The organism is Microthrixaceae bacterium (assembly GCA_023957975.1).
In the GTDB taxonomy this organism is placed as follows: domain Bacteria; phylum Actinomycetota; class Acidimicrobiia; order Acidimicrobiales; family Microtrichaceae; genus JAMLGM01.
Map to the genome: position 1 here is coordinate 18174 of JAMLGM010000008.1, position 15784 is coordinate 33957.

14 protein-coding genes are annotated in these 15784 nt (G+C 66.3%); 11 read left to right on the top strand and 3 right to left on the bottom strand.

The genetic code is table 11. The features are described 5' to 3' along the window. The first annotated feature begins 150 nt into the window (after positions 1-150). The 6 genes from M9952_11870 (at position 151) to M9952_11895 (ending at position 4722) form a co-directional block, all read left to right on the top strand. Positions 151-1020, top strand: a complete 870-nt coding sequence (locus M9952_11870; protein ID MCO5313618.1) for an enoyl-CoA hydratase — start codon at positions 151-153, stop codon at positions 1018-1020. A gap of 9 nt (positions 1021-1029) precedes the next feature. Then, entirely contained in the window at positions 1030-2319 is a 1290-nt protein-coding gene (locus tag M9952_11875; GenBank protein ID MCO5313619.1) for an amidohydrolase, read from the top strand. Between the two features lie 84 nt (positions 2320-2403). After that, complete coding sequence (locus M9952_11880; GenBank protein ID MCO5313620.1) at positions 2404-3183, top strand: GntR family transcriptional regulator; 780 nt, start codon at positions 2404-2406, stop codon at positions 3181-3183. Next, positions 3180-3959 carry a TetR/AcrR family transcriptional regulator gene (locus M9952_11885; protein MCO5313621.1) on the top strand — a complete coding sequence of 260 codons (780 nt, stop codon included), beginning with the start codon at positions 3180-3182 and terminating at the stop codon, positions 3957-3959. The genes M9952_11880 and M9952_11885 overlap by 4 nt, the downstream gene beginning before the upstream one ends. A gap of 146 nt (positions 3960-4105) precedes the next feature. Then, complete coding sequence (locus M9952_11890) at positions 4106-4336, top strand: AbrB/MazE/SpoVT family DNA-binding domain-containing protein (GenBank protein MCO5313622.1); 231 nt, start codon at positions 4106-4108, stop codon at positions 4334-4336. Continuing rightward, positions 4333-4722, top strand: coding sequence for a type II toxin-antitoxin system VapC family toxin (locus M9952_11895; protein ID MCO5313623.1), 390 nt, complete (start codon positions 4333-4335; stop codon positions 4720-4722). The genes M9952_11890 and M9952_11895 overlap by 4 nt, the downstream gene beginning before the upstream one ends. A gap of 98 nt (positions 4723-4820) precedes the next feature. Here the strand turns inward: M9952_11895 and M9952_11900 are convergent, their stop codons facing one another. Next, on the bottom strand, positions 4821-6029 hold the full coding sequence (locus tag M9952_11900) for a cytochrome P450 (GenBank protein ID MCO5313624.1): 1209 nt from the start codon (positions 6027-6029) through the stop codon (positions 4821-4823). Positions 6030-6167: 138 nt separating this feature from the next. Between M9952_11900 and M9952_11905 the strand changes: the two genes are divergently transcribed. Continuing rightward, positions 6168-7718, top strand: a complete 1551-nt coding sequence (locus M9952_11905; GenBank protein MCO5313625.1) for an AMP-binding protein — start codon at positions 6168-6170, stop codon at positions 7716-7718. Positions 7719-7885: 167 nt separating this feature from the next. Continuing rightward, complete coding sequence (locus tag M9952_11910; GenBank protein MCO5313626.1) at positions 7886-8803, top strand: DUF559 domain-containing protein; 918 nt, start codon at positions 7886-7888, stop codon at positions 8801-8803. Positions 8804-8900: 97 nt separating this feature from the next. On the opposite strand, the gene M9952_11915 is transcribed toward M9952_11910, so the two are convergent. Further along, positions 8901-10073: an amidohydrolase gene (locus M9952_11915; protein MCO5313627.1), complete on the bottom strand. Its 1173-nt coding sequence runs from the start codon at positions 10071-10073 to the stop codon at positions 8901-8903. A gap of 146 nt (positions 10074-10219) precedes the next feature. Between M9952_11915 and M9952_11920 the strand changes: the two genes are divergently transcribed. The 3 genes from M9952_11920 (at position 10220) to M9952_11930 (ending at position 14664) form a co-directional block, all read left to right on the top strand. Beyond that, positions 10220-12466, top strand: coding sequence for an acyl-CoA dehydrogenase (locus tag M9952_11920; protein ID MCO5313628.1), 2247 nt, complete (start codon positions 10220-10222; stop codon positions 12464-12466). A gap of 32 nt (positions 12467-12498) precedes the next feature. Beyond that, on the top strand, positions 12499-13359 hold the full coding sequence (locus M9952_11925) for an SDR family oxidoreductase (protein MCO5313629.1): 861 nt from the start codon (positions 12499-12501) through the stop codon (positions 13357-13359). Between the two features lie 168 nt (positions 13360-13527). Further along, on the top strand, positions 13528-14664 hold the full coding sequence (locus M9952_11930) for a CoA transferase (protein MCO5313630.1): 1137 nt from the start codon (positions 13528-13530) through the stop codon (positions 14662-14664). A 202-nt stretch (positions 14665-14866) separates the two neighbouring features. On the opposite strand, the gene M9952_11935 is transcribed toward M9952_11930, so the two are convergent. Continuing rightward, entirely contained in the window at positions 14867-15760 is an 894-nt protein-coding gene (locus M9952_11935) for an enoyl-CoA hydratase/isomerase family protein (GenBank protein MCO5313631.1), read from the bottom strand. Between the last annotated feature and the right edge of the window lie 24 nt (positions 15761-15784).

Consider the following 15784-nt stretch of genomic DNA (forward strand, 5'->3'; position numbering starts at 1 on the left):
CGACCAGGCCCCGGCCATCATGCCTGCCCATCTTGCCTGTTCTCCGATAACGAGTGGTCGTGATCACGACCACTCGTTATCGGAGGACAGGCAGCGCGGGGCGATTGGAAAGTCTTATGCTCCTATACTGAAAGTGAGACTTTACCCGGGGTGGCAGCAACGGCCGCCGCCTGGGTGGAAACAGGGGGACAGGTGCAGACCGACTTCATCGATTACGCCGTCGACGACGCGATCGCGACGATCACGTTGACGCGAACAGCGGCGGCCAACGCCGTATCGCTCGAGATGCTCGACGATCTCGACGAGGCCTTCCAGATGGCGACGGTCGACCCAGAGGTGCGGGTCATCATTCTCCAGGCCGATGGCAAGCACTTCTGTGCCGGACACGACATCACCTCGGTCGGCAACGATGAGCAGCCGACGAAGTGGACGCTGTCGAACATCATCGAGATCGAGGCCAAGCGCTACCTCGAGTATTCGCTGCGGTGGCGCAACGTCCCCAAGCCGACCCTCGCCGCGGTGCAGGGCGTGTGCATCGCAGGCGGCCTCATGTTGGCGTGGCCGTGCGACCTCATCATCGCCGCCGACAACGCCCGGTTCTCCGACCCGGTGGTCGCCATGGGCATCGGCGGCGTCGAGTACCACGGCCACACCTGGGAGTGGGGTCCGCGCAAGGCGAAGGAACTGCTGTTCACCGGTCGGGCGATGACCGCCCAGGAGGCGTTCGAGGGTGGCATGGTCACCAAGGTCGTCGCGCTCGACGATCTGCGTTCCGAGACCCGTGCGCTCGCCGAGACGATCGCCAAACAGCACCCGTTCGCCCTTCGTCAGGCGAAGCGCGCCGTCAACCAGACCCTCGATGTGCAGGGGTTCTACGCCGCCATTCAGTCGGTGTTCGACATCCATCAGACCGGCCACGGCAACGCCATCAGCGAAACCGGCCTGCCGATCATGATGCTGCTCGACGGCATGAAGGAACAGGTCAACAAGCCGGCGCTGAAGAACGCCGACGAGCGATAGGAGCAATCGATGAAGACCCAAGACATGGTGCTCGTCAGCGTCGACGATCACGTGGTCGAACCGCCCCACCTGTTCGAGGGCAGGTTGCCGGCGAAGTACGTCGACCTCGCGCCGAAGTTCATCACCCGCTCCGACGGATCGAACGCCTGGGTCTATGAGGGCAACGAAATCTCCAACGTCGCGCTCAACGCCGTGTCGGGTCGCCCCCGCGAGGAGTACGGCATCGAACCGACCTCGTTCGACGAACTGCGGCCCGGCACCTACGACATCGACATGCGCGTCAAAGACATGGACGCCAACGGCGTGTTGGGCTCGCTGTGTTTCCCGTCGTTCCCCCAGTTCTGCGGTCAGCTGTTCGCCCGGACGAAGGACAAAGACGTCGCGCTCGCGATGGTGCAGGCCTACAACGACTGGCACATCGACGAGTGGTGCGGCACCCACCCGGGCCGCTTCATCCCGTGCCCGCTCCCCGCGATCTGGGACCCGGAGGTGCTGGCGGGCGAGGTGCGGCGCACCGCGGCCAAGGGTGCTCGTGCGGTCACCTTCTCCGAGAACCCCTCAAAGCTCGGCTGGCCGAGCCTGCATTCGGATCACTGGGATCCGTTCTGGAAGGCGTGTTCGGAGGAGGGGGTCGTGGTGTGCATGCACATCGGTTCCTCGAGCGCGCTCGTCATCACTGCACCGGATGCCCCGATCGACTGCCTCATCACCCTCACCCCGATCAACATCGTGCAGGCGGCCACCGACCTCACCTGGTCGCCGGTATTGCGCAAATTCCCCGACCTCAAAATCGCCCTGTCCGAAGGTGGCATCGGGTGGGTGCCGTACTTCCTGGAACGGATCGACTACCAGTACAAACAGCACCACATCTGGACCGGACAGGACTTCGGCGGTCGTCTGCCGAGCGAGGTGTTCTCCGAGCAGATCCTGACCTGTTTCATCGACGATCGCTTCGGTGTCGCGAGCCGCGGCTACATCAACATGGACAACGTGATGTGGGAATGCGACTACCCCCACTCCGACTCGACCTGGCCGAACTCGCCCGAGCAACTCGCCGAGCACTTCGACGGCGTGAGCGACTTCGACATCGACCGCATCACGCACCTCAACGCCATGAAGCACTTCGGGTTCGACCCGTTCTCGGTGCTCGGCGGCCGCGAGAACTGCACGGTGGCTGCGTTGCGGGCGAACGCCGCGGGCCACGACGTGTCGATCCGTTCGACCAAGGCAAAGGTCAACAGCGGCAATGTCGTGCGTTCAAACGAGCTCGGAGCGGCGCTCGCACGCTCCAACGACTGAAGGCGAAGGGTCGACACGATCATGTTCGGGGAGTCCGCTGATACGCTGAACCTTCTGTCAGCACCGAGGGATTTCTCTACGACGATGGTCGATTCGCCCAAGCAAACCAGCCCTGCCGCCGGGTCGGTGAAACGCCGCGAAAAGCCCCAGCAGGTGGCCGACACGCTGCGGCAGATGATCGTGTCGGGGGAGTTCGAAGAAGGGGAGTTGCTCGGCAACGAGGCAGAGCTCATCGAGCGGTTCTCGGTGTCGCGGCCCTCGCTTCGCGAGGCGCTGCGGATTCTCGAAACCGAGGGGCTGATCAGCGTGCGGCGCGGCGTGCTCGGCGGGGTGGTGGTGCATCACCCCGATCAACGCCAGACCGCTCGCACCGCGGCCCTCGTGTTGGCATCGCGCAACGTCGCGCTCGCCGACGTGTACGCGGCCCGCACGATCATCGAACCGGCGGCGGTGCGCACGGTTGCGGCGTCGCGCGGGCACAAGGCAGCGGCGAAACGACTTCGCGCGTTGATCGAGGCCCAGGAAGAGTCGATCGGCGACCCGGCCGCCCTGGGTGTTGCGAATGCACGGTTTCACGCGGAACTGGTCGCGCTGGCCGACAACCAGACGCTCATCATCGTCAACGAGATGCTCAACGAAGTGGTCGAACGAGCGGTCGCAGCGGTGAGCGGGGCCGATGAGAGCGAGGAGTCGATCGCCTGGCGTCGCCGGGGTACCCGGTCGCAGCGCCGACTCGTCGAACTCATCGCGGATGGCAAGGCCGAGGAGGCCGAGGAACATTGGCGGGCGCACATGGCGGTCGTCGGCCGGGTGCTGCTCGGCCACAAAGCCCAAACCGTTGTCGACCTGATGGATCACGTGTGAACGACCCAACCCCGGATTCCACAACCGACGTCTTGGAAGCCGACTGGCAGCGCCGCGTCGTGGGGCGTTCGCTGCGCAGCGCCACCGAGCGCTCCGTCGACCGCGGCTACAGCCTGATCCTTGCGGCGCAAAAGGTGATCGAGCGTTCCAACGGCGCAGATGTCACGGTTCAGGAGATCGCGGACGAAGCCGGCCAGTCGCTTCGCACCCTGTATCAGTACTTCGAGAGCAAGGACGATCTGTTGCTCGCCGTGTTCGAGGAGGCGATGCGGATCTACGCCCGGATGATCACAGAGGCGGTGGCCGACCTCTCCACTCCGCTCGAACGGCTCGGCGGCGTGTTGTTGTCGGCGGTGCTGATGCCGGAATTCAGCCGTCCGAGCCAGGATCGCGGGCTGAGCCGACTGAGACTGAAGCTCGCTGAATCCGAGCCGGACCGGGTGGCCGACGCTCAGCGAAACGTCGCGGCGATCCTGATCGGTGCGGTTCGCGACGCGGTGGCGAGCGGCGACATCACCAACGTCGATCCCGAGACGTCGACATTCACACTGATGTCGATGAACACGACCTTCATCACCGCCGAGGTGCTCGGCAACGACGCCGGGATGCGCCGTCCGACGGCATACGCGAACACGTTGTTTTGCCTGCGGGGCCTCGGCGCGAGCGTGGACGAAGAATGGCTGAGCGGCGTCGAGGCGCGTCTGCGGTTGCCGGTTCGCCGGAGTCGCAACTCGAAGAAGACGGCGCCGAAGAAGTCCGCGGCCCGCAACAGCTGACGCGCCCGCCGCGCCCGCTCCGCCTGTTGCGCCGTTTCGCCTGTTCTCCGATAACCAGTGGTCGTGATCACGACCACTGGTTATCGGGAAACAGGCCGGTGGGTGGGCATGCCGGTGAGTGGCGGCGGACGGTTATACTCGGCGGTATGACTCACCGCGTTGGGCCGAAGGGTCAGGTCGTCATCCCGAAGCAGATCCGCGACGAACTCGGCATCGAACCCGGTGACGAGGTGAGCTTCTGGCGAGACGGCGACCACGTCGAAGTGCGGCCGGTGCGCGGCCGTCGGCCGCTTCGCGGTCGCTTCGAAGGTGCAGCGCTGGTCGATGTCTTGGCCGAGGAGCGCGAAGCTGACCGACGACGCGAGTCGACGCGGTGAACGTCGTCCTCGATTCCTGGGCGGTGTTGCGATACCTGGAGAACACCGATCCGGCGGCGTCGCTCGTGGCCGAACTCCTGGAGGATCGACGACCGTTGATGTCGTGGATCAATCTGGGTGAGGTCTATTACGTCGTTCGGCGAATGTTCGGTGAGTCGGAGGCCATGGAGACGGTGCGCGACCTGCGGGCTCGGGTCGAGGCCGTGCTGCCGGATGAATCGCTTGTGCTGGCTGCCGCCCGAATCAAGGCCGACGTCGCAATGTCCTACGCCGACGCGTTCGCCGCATCGCTCGCTCAGACCCGGGCTGCCACATTGTGGACCGGCGATCCCGAGCTTCTCGTCGAGGGCTCCGCTTGGCAGTGGCGAGACCTTCGCGGTCGGTAGCAGTGCGTCGCTGACTCGTTCTCCGATAACCAGTGGTCGTGATCACGACCACTGGTTATCGGAGAACAGGCCGGTCGGCCGGTCAGCGGGTCAGCCGGTCAGGAGCGGGCGCGAACTGGGACGTTCGAGAACCCCGCCACGTTCGACATCGTCACCCGTTCGAGCCCGTCATGGTCGACCTCGAGGCGGGTCCAACGCTTGGCGAGCTCCTCGATCGCGATACGGCTTTCGGTGCGGGCCAGTGCGGCGCCCAGGCAACTGTGTACGCCGTGGCCGAAGCCGAGCGACACCGCCGGCGGTCGGTCGATGTTGAACTCGTCGGGGTTGTCGAACTGGCGCTCGTCGCGAGTGGCTGCACCCGTCAACAACAGCACCGGAAACCCGGCGGGAATGGTGCCGCCCGAGAACGTGCGCTCGGCGGTGGAGTAGCGGCCCTGGTACTGCGACGGCGGCTGGATGCGCAGGATCTCCTCGACCGCTGCGGGGATGAGCGAGTGGTCGTTACGGATGCGTTGCCACACGTCGGGGTGCTCGTCGAACAACACGACCGCATTCGCCACCAGCTTCGTCACGGTCTCTGCGCCAGCACCGCCCAACAGCGTGGCGAACCCCGAGATCTCGCGGTCGGTGAGTTGAGTCGACTCGCCGTCGGAGCGCTCGACCGACACCTGGGTGAGCTTCGACAACATGTCGTCGGTCGGGTTCGCTCGTTTCTCCTTGGTGAGTTCGAGGAAGTACACGGCCATCTCGATCATGGCGTGGGCACCCTCGGGGGTCGGATCCATCTGGCCGGGCTCGCGATGCAAGGTGATGTCGAGCCAGTGGCGGATCTGCTGGCGTTCGCCCTCTGGCACCCCGACCATGCGCGAGATGATCTCGACGGGGAACAACGCGGAGAAATCCTGAACGACATCGAAGGTGTCGCGCTCGCCGATCTCGTCGAGCACCCCGGCGATCACCTCGCGGATCATCGGCTCGATCGCAGCCATGGCTCGGGGCGTGAACACGCGGCTGACGAGGCCCCGGAAGCGATCGTGCTCGGGCGGGTCCATCATGATGATGAAACCGAGCGCCTTGATGAGCTCGGGGTCGGTGTTCAGCGTGGAGAGATCGACGCCATGGGCGCTCGAGTAGGTCTTCCAGTCTCGGTGGGCGGCCACGACGTCCTCGAAACGCGACAACGCATAGAACCCGTACTTCTCGTTGAAGTACAGCGGTGCCTCGTCTCGAAGACGTCGATAGGTCTCGTACGGACTGTTGAAGAACTCTGGCGAGAACGGATCGAACTCGACCGACGTGGCCGTCATGGCAACCCCCGTTGTTGACGCGATGGAAAGTTTCGCCTGCGCGATGAGAAAAGCGTCACTGTTCAAATCACGATAGTCTCGGTTTTTCCTCAGCGCATCCGTGTGAGGTATGAAGTCCGCCACCTTCGGAGTGCCACCATGCCCGACTCGCTGGAATTCCCGAGCCGATTCGCCATCGAAACCCCCGACCATCCGGCGATCATCAACGCCTCCGACGGCCGGGTGGTGACCTACGCGCAACTCGACGACCGCTCGCTGCGGATCGCCAACCTCATGCGCTCGCTCGGCTTGGGGGTCGGCGATCACTTGGCGGTGCTCGTCGACAATCGGCCGGAGTTTCTCGAGATCGTGTGGGCCGGCCTGCGGTCGGGTCTGTTGGTCACGCCGATCAACTGGCATCTGGGAGCGGACGAGGCGGCTTTCATCATCGACGATTGCGAGGCGCGAGTGCTGTTCGCGTCTGGGTCGGTGGCGGAGGTCGGTGCCACGATCGCGGCCTCCGACTCGGTGAGCCGGCTCGAAGGGCGATTCAGCGTCGGGGGGCCCATCGAGGGCTTCGTCGCACTGGACGATGCGATCGCCGACCAGCCGACGACCCCGCCGAGCGACGAGTGCGAGGGCAACTGGATGTTCTACTCCTCGGGCACCACCGCGCGGCCCAAAGGTGTGGTCCCGGCGTTCAACGGCCAACCCATCGGCACAGCGAATGGCTTCGCGATGCTCGTGAAGTTCCTCTACGGGGGCGATGAGACCTCGGTGTATCTCAGCCCAGCGCCCCTCTATCACGCGGCGCCGGCGGCATGGACCACCACGATGCATCGGCTCGGAGCGACCTCGGTGGTGATGGATCGCTTCGAGCCGCACGCGGTTCTTGCGGCGATCGAGAAGTACCGGGTGACCCACGCACAGTTCGTACCGACCCACCTGGTGCGGCTGCTCAAGCTCTCCGAACAGGAGCGGGCGCGCTATGACTTGTCGAGTCTGCGCTGCGTCGTGCACGCCGCGGCCCCGTGTCCGCCGGAGGTGAAACGTGCGGCGATGGAGTGGTTGGGGCCGATCGTGTACGAGTATTACTCGGGCAGTGAGGGCGTCGGGTTCTGCGCGGTCGGACCGCAGGAGTGGCTCGAGCGTCCGGGTTCGGTGGGCAAGTGCCTCACGGGGCCGGTGCACATCGTCGGTCCCGATGGGGAGGAAGTCGCGGTCGGCGAGGAGGGGGAGGTGTGGTTCGAACCACCCGGCCGCTTCGAATATCAGGGCAACGAGCCGGCGACGGCGCAGGCCTATGACCATCGCGGTTGGAGCACCCTTGGAGAGATGGGGCGCGTCGACGAGGAGGGCTACCTCTATTTGACCGGGCGGGCGTCGAACATGATCGTGTCGGGTGGGGTGAACATCTCGCCGCAGGAGTCTGAGGACGTGCTGATCGCCCATCCGGCGGTGGCAGATGTGGTGGTGCTGGGCGTTCCGCATCCAGATTTCGGCGAGGCGGTTCGGGCGGTCGTGCAGCCGGTCGAGGGTGCCCTGGCCCGTGCCGGGGAGGAGGCGCTGGGGGCCGAACTCATCGAGGCGTGTCGAGCACAACTCAGCCGCTACAAGTGCCCGACCTCGGTCGTGTTCGTCGAGGAGTTGCCGCGGTTGCCTACCGGCAAGCTCGTCAAACGCAAACTGCCCGCCTCGCTCCTGCGCTAACCGGCCCTCTCGCCCTCTGGCGTTCTGTACCCCCCTCTGGCGTTGTGTTGGTAATCGCGGTTGCTATGGGCACCGCGATTACCTACAGAACGCCCAAGTGGTGGCCGGGGTCGGTCGGGGGACGTCCCCCATAGTTCGAGCCGGCCCCGTTGGCACAAGGTGCACCCATGGTCAGCACCGGCGCGGGCATCGCCGCCGCAATCTCACAATGCCAACACGGGGTCGTCACCTGTCGCCAGCTCCGCCGCAGTTGCCTGTCGCCGGCGGCGATCCGTCATCTCGTCGACTCGGGTGAGTGGCGGTTGGCGGCGCGAGGGGTCCTCGTGCGGGTCGGTTCACCAGACAGCGATCTGCGGCGGCTGCTCGTGGCGGTGCTCAGCGTTCATCACAGCGCGGTCGCCAGTCACCTGAGCGCACAGTGGGTGTGGGGAGTCCACCCCGACACGGTTCGACCCCATCACGTGACGGTCGCCTGCCGCACGACATCCAAGGCATCCGGCGTGCGCCTGCATCGGGTCCGAGATCTTCCTTCGCGGTGGCTGACCCGGCATCAAGGGATCCCCGTCGTGAGGCCGGAGTTGCTGGCGATGCAACTGTTCGCGCTGAATCGCTCCGCGGCGAATCGGCAGGTCGATCGACTCTGGTCGCATGGTCTCATCTCGGCACCTTCGATCGCACGGTTCCTCGAGGAGGTCGGCGAACGTGGACGCAATGGCACCGCGGGGCTGCGGGACTACCTCGCGAACCGCGGCGATGATTACGTCGCACCAGCATCGAACCTGGAGGCCCGGCTGAACGAGGTACTCGCCGAGGCCGGGCTCACTGTGCGTAGACAGGTCGACCTCGGTGGACAGCAGTGGTCAGGCAGGGTCGACTTTGTCTGCGAGGGCACCCGCCTGGTGATCGAGGCCCAGAGCGAGCGGTTCCACGCCTCGTTGAGTGATCGCCAAGCCGACGCCGAGCGCCGCAGGCGCCTCGAGCGGGACGGGTTCGCCGTCGTCGAGGTGTGGGACGCGGACGTGTTCTACCGTCCGGCGGAAGTGGTCGAGCGCGTCCGGCGGGCACTGCGCTCGTTGCGCACCTGACCCAGGCCACCGCTTGGGCGTTCTGTAGGTAATCGAGGTGGCTATAGCAACCGCGATTACCTACAGAACGCGAGAGGGGGGAACGCCAACGCCAGAATCAGGCGGCGATGAGCCCGGCGAGGTTCGATGACATCACCCGGCGAATGTCCTCGCTCGGCAGGTAGCCGACCTCGGCGCTCCAACCGACGGGGTCGGCGAGGCCCTCGGGGTGCGGGTAGTCGGAGCCGAAGCACACCCGTTCCGCGCCGACGAGGTCGATGAGTCCGGTGAGGGAGTCCTCCCAGAACGGGTTGACCCACACGTTGCGCTGGAACACGTCGCGGGGGTGTTCGGCGAACTCGTTCGGCATCTTCTTGTACGCGAGCTCGAGGTTGCGCACCAGATGCGGCACCCAGCTTCCGCCGTTTTCGACACTCAAAAGCTTCACGTTCGGGAATCTCGTAAGCATCCCGTGACAGATGGCCGAGGCCAACGCATCTTGAATTGAACGCCCGTCGTCGGACACCGCCGCGAAGGTCTTGGCCTGGAAGGCGACGTACTCACCGCTGTAGCCCTCCCAGGTGTTGAGGTAGTTCTGGTATCCGCTGTCCGACGCGTGCAACGCGACGAGGAGCCCGGCCTCTTGGATGCGAGCCCAGAACGGATCGAACTCGGGCAGGAACGGCGATCGGGTGCCGCGCAGGCCACTGACCGGGGCGGGACGCAACAACACCGCCTTGGCGCCGCGCTCGATCAGGCGTTCCAGCTCCGCAATTCCGGCATCGAGGACGCACGGGTTGATGACCGGCGTTGCGAAGATCCGACCCTGGTAGTCGTAGGTCCACTCGTCATAGAGCCACTCGTTGAACGCGCTCAGCGCAATCTGGGTGAGGTCGGGATCGTCGATGAGGCGTTCCTCGATGAGGCTCGCGAGCGTCGGAAACATCAGGGTGGCATGGATGCCCTGTTCGTCGAGCAACTCCAGGCGTGGTTCGGGGCTGCGGAAGGCCGGAACCGAACGAATCGGGGTGCCGCTGAGTTCGCGCAGCGTCTTGCCCTCGGTGTTCGTCCCTGCGTAGAAGGCCATGTGTGCTCCGGGCGGGGCGACCACCTCGAAGGTTGGATTGGGGATGTACTCGGTGAGGCGGTCGCGAACGATCAGCTTTTTGCGGCCCTTGATCTCGACGAATCGAAACAGGTTCGGGTGGGTCGAGGGGAGGTGGCGGGTAAACGCGTCCTCGGTTTCGTAGAGGTGGTTGTCGGCATCCCAGACGGGAAAGTCGAGCGGCATGTGGTCCCCCTGTGTCGGTGTGTCGACAGCGCACTTCGACGTGCTGTCGAGTCGTTGATCTCTACGGTAGTCACGTAGTCCTAGTGAGGAAAGTCTCACTTTCCTCGCCGGGGAACGCCGCAGACCCCACCGCTATACTTCGGCCCGTGAATCTCGGCGTCAGTGAAGAACAACAGGCCCTCATCGACTCGTTCGCGCAGCTCTTCGCGAAGGAGTCGAACTCCGAGTCGGTCCGCGAGACCGAACCGGGCGGATTCGACCCGTCGCTGTGGGCGTCGCTCGGCGAGGTTGGTGTGACGCCCATGGGTGTTGCCGAGGAGGCCGGCGGCTGGGGTGCCGGCATGATCGAATTGGCGCTGGTCGCCGAGCAGGTCGGCCGTGCGAGCGCTCCGGCTCCGGTCATCGAAAGCCAGGTTGCGGCTCGCCTGCTCGCCGGGCTCAACCCTCAGGGTGCCGCTGCCGAGGTGCTGAACGCTGCGCTCGAGGGCAGCCGGATCCTCACGATCGCCGTGCGTCCGGTCGTCGGCGGGGTGGCCACGATGGCGCCCGCGGGTGCGATCTGCGACGCCATGTTGGTGCTCGACGGCGATCGACTGTTGCTCGCGACGGTCACCGACGCTGACCGCACCCCGGTTGCGAACCTCGGCGACGCCCCGCTTGCCGACGTTCGGCTCGCAGACGGCGCGATCGAGTTGGCCTCGGGTGCCGACGCGGTCGAACGATTCGAAACGGCGATCGACGAGTGGCTCACCCTCACCGCCAACGCGATGGTCGGCCTCGGCCTGGCGTCGCAGGCGATCGCGTGTGAGTACGCCCGTGAGCGCCAGGCGTTCGGTGCACCGATCGGAACCTTCCAGGGCATCTCCCATCCGCTCGCCGACGCCGCGACGAACCTCGACGGCGCCCAGCTCATCGCCCGCAAGGCGGCGTGGGCGCTGGCGGTCGGGCACCCCGATGCCCGAATGTGGGCGGCGATGGCATTCGCGTTCGCTGCTCGTTCGGCCGAACACGCCACCTACACCGCGCTGCACACCCATGGCGGTTACGGGTTCATGTTGGAATACGACGTGCAACTGCACTACCGGCGCGTGCGCGGGTGGAGTCGCGTGTGGGGAGACGCCGAGGTTGCATATCGCCGCGCCGCCGCTGCGAAGTACGGGGCGATCGGGTCGCCCGTTGCGGCTCGGCCGTCGCTCGCTCCGGGCGAGTTCGCCGGAAGGGTCGCCGACGGCCTCGACTTCGCGTGGAGCACCGAGGCCGACGAGTTGCGCCTCGAGGTGCGCAAGTTCCTGGCCGAGCACCTTCCCCAGGAGCTCGAGGATCAGATCTACGTCGACGGTGTGTCGCACAACGACGACTTCGCCCGGGCGCTCGGCGAACGTCATTGGATCGCGCCCAACTGGGAGCGGCCGGGCTTTGAGCCGTTGACCCACGAGCAGTCACACGTGCTCACCGAGGAACTCACCAAGGTCGACGCGCCGATCATCGCCACCTCCACCTCGACGATGGTCGCGTCGGTCATCGAAAAGGTCGGCCCTCAGGAGATGATCGACGAGATCCTGCCCAAGGTCATGGTCGGCGACATCACCATCTCGCTCGGCATGAGCGAACCCGAGGCCGGTTCCGATGTCGCCACGGTTCAAGCCAAGGCCCGTGCGGTCGACGGCGGCTGGGTGATCGACGGATCGAAGATGTTCACCACCAACGGGCACCTCACCGAGTACGTGTTCATGTTGGTGCGCACCGATCCGGAAAGCTCGCGCCACCGCGGCCTGACGACGTTCCTGTTGCCGATGGACCTCGAAGGGGTCGAAGCCCAGGCGGTGTACACCGTGTCGGGTGAACGCACGAATATCACCTACTACAACGAGGTGTTCGTCGAGGACCGCTGGCGCATCAGCGAGGTCGGCGCCGGTTGGGCGTCGCTCATGTTGGCGCTGCAGGACGAGCATTCGGCCCCGTTCAGCCCGCACCTGTGGCGCCTGGTCGAGGCCACCGAGGCCTGGGCGGCCCAGGAGGGACCCGACGGCTGGACCCCCTTCGCCGACACCGACGCCCGCCAACGCATCATCAAAGCAGCCACGGAACTCGAGGTGGCGCAACTCCTCGAAGCCCGTGCCTCGTGGATGGAGTCCATCGACGTCGTGCCGGTCGCCGAGGGGCCGATGAGCAAGCTGTTCTCAACCGAGGCGGCGGTGCGTCACAGCGAGGATCTCGCCGGGCTTGCGGGCCCCGATGGCCTGCGTCGTCGTCTCGACCCGACCGCGTTGCAGCACGGCAAGATCGAACACGGCATGCGCCACGCGCTCGGCATGACGATCTACGCCGGCTCGAGCGAGGTGCAGCGCAACATCATTGCCCAGACCCGCTGCGGGCTGCCCCGCGGCCGCTAGGCCGAGCCGGGGACGGGGACGGGGGCCGGGTCGTGGATCTTGGCGTTGCCGGTCGCAGCTATCTCATCATCGGCGGGACCGCCGGGATGGGCCTGGCCGCGGCGAGGGTGCTGGCGGGCGACGGAGCCAACGTGGCCGTCGTTGGACGGCGTCAAGACCGTGCCGAACGCGCCGCTGAGGAACTGCGTGCGGCTGGAGCGCCGATCGCCATCGGCCTGGTGGGCGACCTCACCGAAGTCGGGGCGGCGGAGCGGGTCGTCGCCGAGGCGCTCGATGCCTTCGCCGGCGGTGGCGGGTCTGGCGGCGGCGGTGCGGGCGGCGGTGCGGGTACGCTGCGCGGCGTCCTGCGCGGCGTGGCGGTGACGACCGGGCTCGGCATGGAGGGTCAACGCGACCTGCTGAGCGCACAGGATCAGCAGTGGGCTGCAACCTTCGACGACGTGTTGTTGAGCGTCGTGCGGGCCTGTCGGGCTGTCGTCCCGGTGCTGATCGAGGGTGGGGGAGGATCGCTCGTCACGACCGCGGCTTATTCGATTCGTGCCCCGAAGGCTCGCCAGTTGCCCTACGCCGCACTGAAGTCGAGCGTGGCCACGATGTCGAAGGCGCTCGCCAAGGAGTACGGGCCACACGGTGTGCGGGTGAACTGCGTGTGCCCGGGCGCCACCGAAAGCGAGGTGCTCGCGGCGATGCGCCTGGGTGTGGCCGAACACCGGGGATGGCCGGTGGAAACAGCGCTCGAACGCGTCATGGCCGAGGAGTGGGGGATGAACGTCGCGCTCGGTCGGCCGGGACAGCCCGAGGAGTTGGGCGACGTGATCGCGTACCTGTTGTCGGAGCGGTCCTCCTATGTCACCGGCGCGCTCTTTAACGTCGACGGCGGCACCGACTTCTGAGCGTCGTATGGGCTGGCCGGCCTCTGGCCGGCTGGCCAGCCCCTCTGGCGTTCTGTAGGTAAACGCGGTGCCTATAGCAACCGCGATTACCTACAGAACCGGCTGGAGGGGTGCGGCACGGAGCCTGGAGGCGTGCGGGGTTGCGCCGCACCGGTCCAGAATTGTGCGATGTCCACACCGCTGAGCGACCTGAACGTCATCGACCTCTCCACCGTCGTCGCGGGGCCGGGCTGCACCCGGTATCTCGCCGATTTCGGCGCCACGGTCATCAACGTCGAGCGTCCGCCCGCAGGTGACACGACCCGTTCGATGGGTTTTGCCGACCCCGCCGACCCCGACGGCACCTCGCTGTTCTGGAAGCTGATCGGTCGCAACAAACGGGCCGTCGTGCTCGACCTCAAAGATCCCGATGACGTCGATCGACTCCTGCGCCTCGTCGACGAGGCTCACGTTCTCGTGGAGAACCTCCGCCCCGGCGGTATCGAACGCCTCGGCCTCGGACCCGACGTCTTGTTGGCGCGAAACCCCCGACTCGTCATCACCCGGATCACCGGATTCGGCCAGGACGGGCCGTACGCGTCACGACCCGGATTCGCCACGATCGCCGAGGCCATGTCCGGGTTCGCCGGGCTCAATGGCGAACCCGACGGGGGGCCGATGCTGCCGCCGATCGCGCTCACCGACGAACTCACGGCGATGGCGGCCGCGTTCGCCACGTTGGTTGCGGTTCACAGCGGCGTCGGCCAGGTCGTCGACGTGAACCTGCTGGAGACGTTGCTGCAGACGATGGGGCCGCTGCCCGCTGCGTACGCCGCCAGCGGGTATCTCCAGCCGCGACTCGGTTCGGGCATTCCGTACACGGTGCCCCGCGGGACGTGGCAGAGCGCCGATGGCCGCTGGATTGCGGTGAGCAGCAGTCACGAGACGGTGGCGAGGCGGGTGCTCGACCTCGTCGGACTCGGCGATCGCTCCGAGTTGATGAGTTTCGCCGGCCGGGTGGCCAACCGCGAACTGATCGACGAGCGGATGGCCGAGTGGATCGGTGCCCGCAACGCCGAGGAGGTGCTCGCCGCGTTCGACGCTGCCGAGGCCGCCGCGGCACCCGTCTACGACATGGCCGATGTCGCCGCCGATCCCCACCTCGGCGAGCGCAAGGCATTGACCGAAATCGATGGGGTGACCATGCAGGGGCTTGTCGCACGCCTGTCGGCCACCCCCGGACAAATCCGACACGCCGGGCGCCGACTCGCCGAGGATCAGGAGATCCTCGACGCGGACGACCCGTGGGGCTCGGCCCGTTCGTGAGGCGCGGCCCGCTGCCTGGCCGCTGCCCGGCCGCTGCCGGACCGCTGCCGACGTTCTGCCGGCCGCTGGCGAGGTTCTGTAGGTAATCGCGGTGGCTATAGGCGCCGCGATTACCTACAGAACGGGCGAGGGCGGGCGGGTGCGGGCGGGTGCGGGGCTGGGCCTACAGAACGGGCGGGTGCGGGCGGGTGCGGGGCTGGGCTCAGGAGGGCTCGGGAACGTCGAAGTGGGCGTCGCGCATGGTGAAGGCGGCCTTGGTGCCGTGCTCGGAGCGCGCCTTGACGAAGTTGAATTCGTCGGGTTCGAACTGAAGGTTCGTTCCGTAGGCGTGGAACATGTACGAGAGCACCTCCTCGCCCTGATACGCGGTGAGGTTCTCGATGAGGCGGAACGCTTCCTTGGCGATGACGATGCCATCCGCCGGCATCTTGGAGGCCTTGGTCGCCCACCACTTTGCCCGTTCGGCGACCTCGTCGGGTTCGCAGACCTCGGTGAACACGCCGAGGTGCGCCAACTCGGCACCCGCCAGGGTGTCGCCGGTCAACAGCATTCGCCGGGCGAGGACCGGGCCGAGGCGGTGGAAGAACATGTGGAGCGACCCGAGCGCCGGGCCGAGCATGCGGGTTGCGGGCATTCCGAGTTCGGCGTCGGACGCCACCACCGCGATGTCGGCCATGAGCGCCAGTTCGAACCCACCGCCGAGCGCGAAGCCACTGACCTCGGCGACGGTGACCTTCGGGAATCCGAGGAAGAAATGGTAGAAGTCGAAGGTCTGGCGATCGACGAGCAGTCGGCGGCGTTGGCTGGGGCGCCGGGGCTTGGAGCGTGCCTCCGGCGAAGCGTCGTTCGGGGACTTGGCGCCTTCGCCGTACCAGGCATACGCGTTGTTCATGTCGGCACCGGTGCTGAACACGCCGTCCGCGCCGCGCAGGTGGACGACCTTGGTGGCGTCGTCGTAGGCCAACTCTTCGAGATACGCGTAGAATTGCCGACGCATCGGTGGGTCATATGCGTTCTTGCGCGCCGGGTTGTCGAGGGTGATCGTGGCAATTCCCGCCGATTCGTCGCGTTCCAGTCGAACCGTTCCGTCACTCATGTTGTCGTCCCCTCCGGCGATGCG

What these genes read in the sequence shown, in the direction of transcription:
- M9952_11875 (MCO5313619.1), top strand. Translation starts at nt 1,030, where the DNA reads ATGAAGACCCAAGACATGGTGCTCGTCAGCGTCGACGATCACGTGGTC.
- M9952_11880 (MCO5313620.1), top strand. Translation starts at nt 2,404, where the DNA reads ATGGTCGATTCGCCCAAGCAAACCAGCCCTGCCGCCGGGTCGGTGAAA.
- M9952_11890 (MCO5313622.1), top strand. Translation starts at nt 4,106, where the DNA reads ATGACTCACCGCGTTGGGCCGAAGGGTCAGGTCGTCATCCCGAAGCAG.
- M9952_11900 (MCO5313624.1), bottom strand. Translation starts at nt 6,029, where the DNA reads ATGACGGCCACGTCGGTCGAGTTCGATCCGTTCTCGCCAGAGTTCTTC.
- M9952_11905 (MCO5313625.1), top strand. Translation starts at nt 6,168, where the DNA reads ATGCCCGACTCGCTGGAATTCCCGAGCCGATTCGCCATCGAAACCCCC.
- M9952_11910 (MCO5313626.1), top strand. Translation starts at nt 7,886, where the DNA reads ATGGTCAGCACCGGCGCGGGCATCGCCGCCGCAATCTCACAATGCCAA.
- M9952_11915 (MCO5313627.1), bottom strand. Translation starts at nt 10,073, where the DNA reads ATGCCGCTCGACTTTCCCGTCTGGGATGCCGACAACCACCTCTACGAA.
- M9952_11930 (MCO5313630.1), top strand. Translation starts at nt 13,528, where the DNA reads ATGTCCACACCGCTGAGCGACCTGAACGTCATCGACCTCTCCACCGTC.
- M9952_11935 (MCO5313631.1), bottom strand. Translation starts at nt 15,760, where the DNA reads ATGAGTGACGGAACGGTTCGACTGGAACGCGACGAATCGGCGGGAATT.